The sequence below is a fragment of the Agrobacterium sp. ST15.13.013 genome (genome assembly GCF_027956525.1).
GTDB lineage: Bacteria > Pseudomonadota > Alphaproteobacteria > Rhizobiales > Rhizobiaceae > Agrobacterium > Agrobacterium salinitolerans.
Window position 1 is genome coordinate 1 of record NZ_JAQKGP010000051.1, and the last position, 8,776, is coordinate 8,776.

Consider the following 8,776-nt stretch of genomic DNA (forward strand, 5'->3'; position numbering starts at 1 on the left):
GCCAGTGCAATATTCTGCTCCACCATCCACCGCACCCCTTTTTGAGGGGCCAAAGATGGCCGATTATCGTTAACCGTCAGTTAATCTGCCAAAGTAGTGTTAATATTCCACGCCGATACATACAATGAAGTCATTATGCCTACCTTGCCGCGCACGTCATGGGGCAATCGGATTTCCCGATAACCCTATCTGATTTATCCGTTTTCGCTGCAAGCACCCACCTGACAAAGAAAAGGGTGTAACTTTGACAGGAGCAAAACCCATGACATTCAAGACCGGCAACAGAGCCCTCATCGTCGGCGGCAGCTCGGGTATGGGCCTCGCCCTTGCCCGTCGATTGGCAGGACAGTCGATGGAGGTCATCATTGCGGGCCGGGACGAGCAGCGTCTGGCGCAGGCAGCAGAGGCGATAGGAAGGTGCATGAATTTATCGACCGTTTGCCTCGATGCCACGCGCGAGAGCGAAGTGGCGGCGCTGTTCGACACGATCGGACCCGTCGATCACATCGTCTCCACTGCAGCAGACATTCGAGGATCGTACGAACTGCTTCCGGCTCTTGAAATGGAGGCGGTGCGACGCGCCTTCGACAGCAAGGTCTTCGCTCCCATTCACATTGCCAAACATGGCGCAGCGCGACTGCGCCCCGGCGGATCGCTAACCTTTACCTCGGGCGTGGCAGCCTACCGGCCGGCCGCCAAGGGAACAGTGGTGGCTGCCGTGAACGCGGCACTCGAGGGCATGGTGCGGGCGCTTGCGATAGAACTGGCCCCCATCCGGGTCAATGCCGTCTCTCCCGGCTGGGTCGACACGCCCATATGGCAATTCGTGGCCGGTGACAAAAAGGCCGAGACCTTACGGGCGATGGCCGAACGGCTTCCCGTCGGCCGGATCGGCTTTCCCGAAGACATCGCGGATGCCATCGCCTTCCTGATGGAAAACGGCTTCACGACAGGCGCGGTTCTTCACGTGGAGGGCGGCCATCGCCTGGTCTGAGATCTGCGAAATTTCCGTTGGTCGCCGCAAGAAACTGCCTCAATGCCTGTGGCTGTATCCTACGGCGACGCCAGATCATGACGAGAGGGACGCTTGGCGATGTCGTTCCAGGCCAGGGAATTTCCACAACGTCGCCGCGCCGCACCGCCGCCTCGGCTGCCAGCCGCGGAATGATGCCGAGGCATGAACCGGCTGCGACAAAACTGATAATCGAGGCTACGCTATTGACCTCCGCGATCGGACGCGGAGGTCTGGCACCGCCCTTGGTGAAAAACTCATCGAACATGCGCCGGTAGGTGCAGCCGGTCTCCGTGACGACGAATTCCTCTGCCGCGAGCGCGCCGATATCGGCGAGCGGCTCGGCCCTCTTGCACGCCGGTTTTTGAAGAAGCGCCAGCGGCTCCCTTCCGAGGGTTCGAACGACGAAACCGTGGCCAGGGTCGTCGTCGTGAAAGCAGATGGCAGCATCAAGCTGTCCTTGCTCCAAGAGCCGCCGCAGCTCGCCGCTGCCGGCGATCCTCAGCTTCACGTCGACCTTGGGATGGCTGGCTCTAAAGTCGGGCAGCCACGAAGCGAGCCGGCAGGATGCGATCGTCTCGAGGCAACCCACCGTCAGCGATTGGCTCTCGCTATCAATTGTGTCCGCAACGGCAGCAAGCGCCTCGTCGCGTAACGCTAAAATCTCCTCAGCATATGGTCGAAGGGCAAGGGCGGCAGGCGTAACCTCAAGCCCAACTTTTGAACGCACAAATAGCGCCGTTCCAAGCTCCAATTCTAACGTCTGTATCTGATCACTGACCGTTGACTGAGCAAGATGCACGTCTTGCGCCGCCCGAGTGAAGCTGCCATGACGCAGGACGGCAAGGAATGTTGTCATCAACTTGGGATTCATGCGTAGAAGCTGGCATCGTCGAGCTCGCCCGTCAAGGTGCGCGAATGGCCCAGTGGCTACCTTGCCTTCCGCAAGGCCTTGCTACAGGACAGGGTGCCTGCAGCGTCGCCTTAACTTGAACAGGACGTCAGAGTTCAGCAACGGCCGACTTTATATGGAATTTGGCAACGTGATTTCACGCCAGACGGCCATAGCCTCGGTGCGAAGTGTCCAGTGATCGGCGGCGGATTGATGTTTGCGGTGAAACAGAAAGAGGTTTGAAATCGGGCCGTGATTTGAAGCGAAACGTTGGCATTGCGCGGCAGACTTGAACCGCATCATGATCCGTTCTCTCCGCCTTATGGGGCGATGGGAATTTTCGGCCCGATTGTTCAGCCCCTTATGCGAACGATGCTCAACGCAGGGCCATGATATCGCGTTTGGCGGCATCATAGGACCGGCGTTTGTCTGTGACGATCACACGGGGCATGAGGCCTGGCCTTTGAGCAACTTGCGCATCAATTTAAGTGCTACCTTTTTGTCGCGACGGCTTTGCAAAAGGGCTTCAAGCACATAGCCTTCAGCATCGACGGCACGCCAGAGCCAGTATTTCCGGCCTTTGATGGTTACCACCATTTCATCGAGGTGCCATTTATCGGCAAAGCCGCCCTTTGAGCGCCGACGGAGCGAAGCAGCAAACTCGGAGCCGAATTTGGCGGCCCATTCCGACACTGTCTGGAACGAAACGTCGATACCGCGTTCAGCCAGCAAATCCTCGACATGGCGCAGGCTCAACGGAAACCGGAAATACAGCCAGACCGCGTGAGCGATGATCTCGGCTGGAAAACGATGACGTTTGTAACGATGGGTCGCGAAGGAAATTGAAGAATTGTTCATCCCCTCCGCTCTATCCTATAAAAATTAAGGCGACGCTGCCCCGCCAATTCTAACGCCTCCTGATTAAGCTCCTCTGGACAATTGGTTCACTGGCAAATCCACAATCACCTCATAGGATGTGCTGCGGCCTCCAGCTTCTCCTTTTCGTAGGATGCCTTTCTCCAACAGGTCTGCAATGTCGCGGGACGCCGTGTCTTGAGATGCGTTCGTCAGCTTCGCCCACTTCGTCGATGTGAGCTTGCCTTCGAAGTTGCCCTCTAGCAACCTGTTGAGGACCTTGGCTTGTCGCGGGTTAAGATCATGCGCAGCGTGCTTTTGCCAAAAGTCATTTTTCAGCATGACGTTGTCAAGAGTTGCCAGCGCGCCTTCAACAGCGTTGCCCAAACGATCCAAGAACCATTCAACCCAGCTCGTTATGTCGAGAGATTCATTGCTGGTGATTAATTGCAGGGCTTCGTAATAGCCAGCGCGCGATCTCTCGATAGCGGCGGACATAGAGTAAAGTCTCTGTGCCCCACCACCACTCTGTGCAAGTGTCATGTCGGCGATTGCACGGGTGATGCGACCGTTGCCATCCCCGAAAGGATGGATGGCTACGAACCAAAGGTGGGCGACAGCCGCTTTTACGAGAGGATCGAGATCATGTGTTTCGTTAAACCATTCGAGGAAGGTTGACATCTCATGCTCTAAGCGATCTGCCGGCGGCGCGACATAGTGAACTTTCTCGTATCCGAATGCGCCAGAAACGATCTCCATACGCCCGCCTGAGCCGTCACGCCACTCGCCGACACGAAGCTTGTGGCCCCATTCGTTTCGGCCGGTCGGAAAGAGCGCTGCATGCCATTGAAATAACCGCTCCGCCGTCAGTGGTTGTGAGCAATTGATCGTGGCGTCGAGAGTGATATGGACAATGCCCTCGACCGAGCGGTTCGGCGTCACGAAGCCATCGATGTCGATACCAAGCCGTCGGGCTAACGATGATCGGACCTGCTGTTCATCCAGGCGCTCCCCTTCGATCGCCGACGATTTGACAACGTCGTCTGTAAGCGCCTGCAGGAACGTTGCCTCGCGTGTACGAAACCCGAGACTCTCGACGCGGCCGATGAGGCGCCCCTGATCGAGGCGTACGGCTGAAATCCTCGATGCCAAACGCTCGAGTTTCCATTGGAACTTCGGCCATTGAGAGGATTGCCAGATATACACCATGGTTCAGAGTACGCTCCGGATGCGGAGAATAGCAAGTTTAATCTCCGCACTTATGCGGATTTTATTGCGCTTAATCTCCGCACGGCGCTTCAATCAGTGATGCTTGCTGGCGCGATGAATTGAAGAGACTGGTCGATCTTATTTACATCGTGCCAAGAAATCGCTTTGGCAAGACAATCTCCAAACCGGGGAAAATTGATTGGCAGGGTCGCTGGTTCAGATCCTTTCAAGACCTTAAAGGATATCAATTCCGGTGTATAGGACGAGTCAAAAGCGAACTCGTCAGGCCCTGCGCGCCGCTAATACCTAGGTCGGAGCCTTTGTATCACTCGCGCAGTGTCTTGATCATGGACTGCATTTCAGGAAATGGACGGGCGGTGAGGAGGCTGCTGCCAACTGCGTGTCCTCAAGATTTTTGCTGCTTTGACGGGAATATTAGGCAGATATTAATCATCTTTTTTCATGCTTTGATAATCATCACACCCTCTCTTCTCGGGGTCGCCATGCCAAAGCGTCAAGCCCTTCGCCAACTTCTGCCGTCCTATCAACGCCTGCTTTTGTCCACCGCACCGCTCGTTCTGGCCTTCGCGGCGGTACCGGTTTCGGTTACGGCGGCTGACTGGACGGGCGGTGCGGGCAATAACGATTGGTTTGATGCCGGCAACTGGAGTTCCAACGCCGTTCCGGATTTTTCGGCCGATGTTGTTATCGCGCCGGGCACCGTGAGCCTTTCAGGCGCCGGTACCGCTAACTCTGTCTCCGTGGAAGCTACCAGCACATTGACAGTGACAGGTGGGGCTTCAACTCTGACCGCTACCGAAACACGGGTAGTCGACGGCACGCTCAATGTCACCGGCGGGGCCAGTGTCACCAATTCCAGCGGCGTGGTGGATGGCGTCGCCCTTGTCTCGGGCACAGATGGTTTTGGCAACGCATCAACCTGGACCAGCAATGATTATTTCGGGGTTGGCGACAGCGGCGATGGCGACTTGCAAGTTCTTTTCGGCGGCAAACTCACCGTTAATGCCGATACCTATATCGGTGGCACCAACGAGGGCAAAGTCTTGGTGTCCGGCGACGGCTCATCCTGGGAAAATGCAGGCCGCATCACCGTCAGCAACGGCATCCTGAGAATTGAAGGTCGCGGACAAGTGTCCAGCGGACTTGCCACTATCGGAGACACCGACACAAGTTCCGCTACTGTTTCCGGCACCTCCTCTAGCTGGAGCATTTCCGACCAGCTCACTGTTGGCAGTTATGCCAGTGGCACATTGAGAATTGAGGATGGTGCGACGGTATCCAGCCAGCAGGGATATGTTGGCGCCGGTGCTGCGGGTTTCGGAAGCGTAACCGTTACTGGTGCCGGATCCAGCTGGTCCATCGGCGACTATAATCTCAATCTGGGCAACTACGGAATGGGCGACATCACCATTGAAGATGGCGCAAGCGTTTATGTGCGCGATGGTGTCTGGCTTGGCATTTCCTCGTCGACCGCAGTCGGCGCCCTGGATATAAACGGCACAGTTGGCGCGCGCGGCGTGCTGGAGACCAATTTTGTTCGCGGCGGCATGGGCACCGCCAATGTCACCTTGGATGGCGGTATCATCAGGGCAACCAGAAACAACAGTGCTTTTTTCACCGGTTTTGGCAGCCAGCAGGTGCTGTTGGACGCCAATGGCGGTTATTTTGATACCAACGGGTATAATATCGGCGTTGCTCCCGAACTCACCGGTATCGGTGGCTTGACCAAACAGGGCGCGGGCACCCTGACGCTGACAGGCGCAAACACCTATAGCGGCAACACCACAATTGAGGACGGCACGCTGCGGCTGGGCAACAATGGCACGACGGGCAGCATTGTTGGTGATGTCGCCAATAATGGTATCTTGGCTTTTAACCGCTCTGATGTCGTGACATTCACTGGCACCATAAGCGGCTCCGGCGGCGTGCGGCAGGTGGGTTCCGGCCAGGCAATTCTCACCGCCAACAATACCGCATTGCTTGGCGTATCAGGCGTTTATGATGGCATATTGTCGGTCAACAACGCGCTCGGCGGCACCATGGAGGTTTATGGCGGACGTCTGCAGGGGATCGGCCAGGTGGGCACCACCACCAACTTTGCCGGCGGTACCATTGCACCGGGCAACTCCATCGGCAGATTGACGGTTGCGGGGGACTATATCGGAAGCGGCGGCACGTTGGAAATTGAAACCGTGCTGGGCGACGATACGTCTTCTACCGACCAGTTGATTATCACGGGGAACACATCTGGCACCACCAATGTGCGTGTCATCAATGTTGGTGGCACCGGTGATCAGACAGTAGAAGGCATCAAGATCATCGACGTCGGCGGCAGCTCCGCCGGCACGTTCTCTTTACTCGGCAGTTATGTTTTTGAAGGTGATCAGGCCGTGGTCGCCGGTGCTTATGCCTACCGGCTGTATCAGGGCGGTGTCAGCACCCCAGCAGACGGTGACTGGTATCTGCGCTCGACCCTGTTGTCGTCAGGTACGCCGCTTTATCAAGCCGGTGCACCGGTTTACGAGGCCTATTCCTCCGTGCTGCAGCGCTTCAATTCGCTGGATACGCTGCAACAGCGTGTCGGAAGCCGTGTCTGGAGCGTCAGTGGCGACAATAGCGCCAATACCGGGCAGGGTTCTGATGGTGGTGGTTACAGCGTTTGGGGCCGCATTGTCGGCCAACATGATCGCCTGTCACCGCATTCCTCCACTACAGGTGCAGACTACACCGTTGATACCTGGCAGCTACAGGCCGGGACCGACATTGAACTCATGTCATCAACGGGTGGCAATCTGGTTGGCGGCTTGTCCGTGCGTTACGGCACCATCAATGGTGACATCACCTCGGCATACGGCAATGGCACCATCAGCAGCAATGGTTACGGCCTTGGCAGCACGTTGACTTGGTATGGCAATGGCGGCTTTTATGTCGATGGTCAGCTTAACCTCACCTGGTTTGACAATGACCTCAACTCCACCACCGCAGCCACCCGGCTTGCCTCGGGGATTAATGGTTTTGGTTATGCGCTGGGTGTCGAGGCAGGCCAGCAGATTGCCGTCAGTCCCGGCTGGAGCCTGACCCCGCAGGCGCAGCTCAGCTTTTCCGGCCTGAGCTACCGCGACTTTACCGATGCCTTTGGTTCAGCCGTATCTCTGGGCAGGGACAATGATTTGACGCTACGTCTAGGCCTGTCATCGGATTATGAAAACAGCTGGACGGATGAGGCCGGTGTGCGGAGCCACCTGCAGGCCTATGGCATCGCCAATCTTTATTATGACCTGTCGCCTGATGCGAGAACGGACGTCGCCGGCGTGTCATTCCGTAATTCGCAGGAACGCCTCTGGGGCGGGCTTGGCCTTGGCGGCACCTATGCCTGGGATAACGAAAGATATGCCGTGCACGGGCAGGCGGGCATCAACACCAGTCTGGCCGATCTCTCCGGCAATACCAGCTTCAATGGCACGATTGGGTTCACCGTGAAGTTTTAGAGGACGATCGGAGCCATGTGAGATCACCTTCGATAACGTCAGGGAAGAAAAGGCGTCACCGCGGATGCCTCCCTTTAGAAGCCGCGAAGCGGGTTGTTAGCCGAGATCAACCAAGCCTTGCCCGTGGTGCGCCAGGTTTACCCGATATTTACAAGAGCCGTGTTATCGCAACTTTGAAGAGTGCGATATAGGTGCGTAGGGCGGGCACCATGGGCGGTCAGATATGAGTTATCAAGACGTCATAGGCCTGTTGAATACGGGCATGTCTGCACTGTTTTGCATATCGATGTTCGTGCTCTGGCACCACCACAGGCATCTTACCTATATTGCTATCTTCGCTCTTTCATATTCGGTGAGAGCACTATGTTTCGTCATATTCTATTTTGCCTTTTCGCTTGGGGATCCACTACTACGGTTGCTGGCCAACGTATTCTTGATGTCCTCCATGGTATTACTGTCTATTGGACTGTCCATCAGGCGCGCACAACGACCACGATATCTCGCTGTCGTGAGTATCGCCGCACTTGCATTGAGCGCTCTCTATTATCATCAGTTTGTGGAGCAAAGCCTGCTTATGCGAGTCATTTTCCTGAACGGTGGGCTCGCGGCGGTTGGTCTTGTGATGCTGTTTGATGTAGCAAAGGCTCGCGATCGCACCCCGGTCGAGCAGGTACTTTTCGGTTTGATTATAATTTCGTGTGGAGGCTTTCTTCTCCGCCCTCTTTTCTTGCTTGCTTCGGGTAACGTAGAGGGAGGGTTTGAAGGAGCTTATTGGCTCGTTGTCTCTATATCGGACGCACTTATTTGCGCAATGACAGCCGTAGGTATATTCGCGGTGATCGCAAGTGACGTGTTGGACAGCATCAAGTCGGATGCCCAGATCGATGCCTTGTCGGGATTACTTAATCGTCGCGGCTTCGAGCCGCGTGCACTCAACGCTATGGCGCGGCAGTCCGCGGATGCACGGGTGTCTGTGATCGTGAGCGACCTCGATTACTTCAAGTCAATCAATGACCGCTATGGACACAGCGGTGGAGACCGCGTCATTCGAGCTTTCTCCGAAATTCTCAAGGGTAACGCTCCCAACGATGCGATCGTCGGCCGCTTGGGCGGTGAGGAGTTCGCGATCTTGCTCGCACCGGGCCAGACCGCTACAGCTTCGGCTCTTGCTGAGGTCGTCCGGCTCGCCTTCAAAGAAATTGCGGGTTTCGGTAATTCGCGGACAGGGATTCCATTAAATCCCGGACAGCGATTTCACTAAATCCGGGACAGCATTTCCGCTAATTCGCGGACAGCGAT

The 8,776-nt window shown here is 56.3% G+C and carries 5 protein-coding genes and 1 pseudogene; 3 read left to right on the top strand and 3 right to left on the bottom strand.

What is annotated here, in order from left to right:
- Positions 1-262 precede the first annotated feature (262 nt).
- Entirely contained in the window at positions 263-994 is a 732-nt protein-coding gene (locus PL597_RS25500) for an SDR family oxidoreductase (RefSeq protein WP_191218508.1), read from the top strand.
- Here the strand turns inward: PL597_RS25500 and PL597_RS25505 are convergent.
- The 3 genes and pseudogenes from PL597_RS25505 to PL597_RS25515 form a co-directional block, all read right to left on the bottom strand.
- The gene (locus tag PL597_RS25505; protein WP_191218509.1) at positions 945-1,886 is read right to left on the bottom strand and encodes a LysR family transcriptional regulator; all 942 of its coding nucleotides are present in this window, start codon (positions 1,884-1,886) and stop codon (positions 945-947) included. The two genes, PL597_RS25500 and PL597_RS25505, sit on opposite strands and share 50 nt — an antisense overlap.
- Positions 1,887-2,036: 150 nt before the next feature.
- Positions 2,037-2,762 (bottom strand): annotated as a pseudogene (locus tag PL597_RS25510) (IS6 family transposase).
- 63 nt (positions 2,763-2,825) lie between these two features.
- Positions 2,826-3,968 (bottom strand): Fic family protein, encoded by a 1,143-nt coding sequence (locus tag PL597_RS25515; protein ID WP_271366604.1) that lies wholly within the window; start codon positions 3,966-3,968, stop codon positions 2,826-2,828.
- A gap of 347 nt (positions 3,969-4,315) precedes the next feature.
- On the opposite strand from PL597_RS25515, the gene PL597_RS25520 reads away from it, so the two are divergent.
- Positions 4,316-7,477: an autotransporter family protein gene (locus PL597_RS25520; protein ID WP_271366605.1), complete on the top strand. Its 3,162-nt coding sequence runs from the start codon at positions 4,316-4,318 to the stop codon at positions 7,475-7,477.
- Between the two features lie 223 nt (positions 7,478-7,700).
- The gene (locus tag PL597_RS25525; protein ID WP_271366606.1) at positions 7,701-8,738 is read left to right on the top strand and encodes a GGDEF domain-containing protein; all 1,038 of its coding nucleotides are present in this window, start codon (positions 7,701-7,703) and stop codon (positions 8,736-8,738) included.
- Positions 8,739-8,776: the final 38 nt, after the last annotated feature.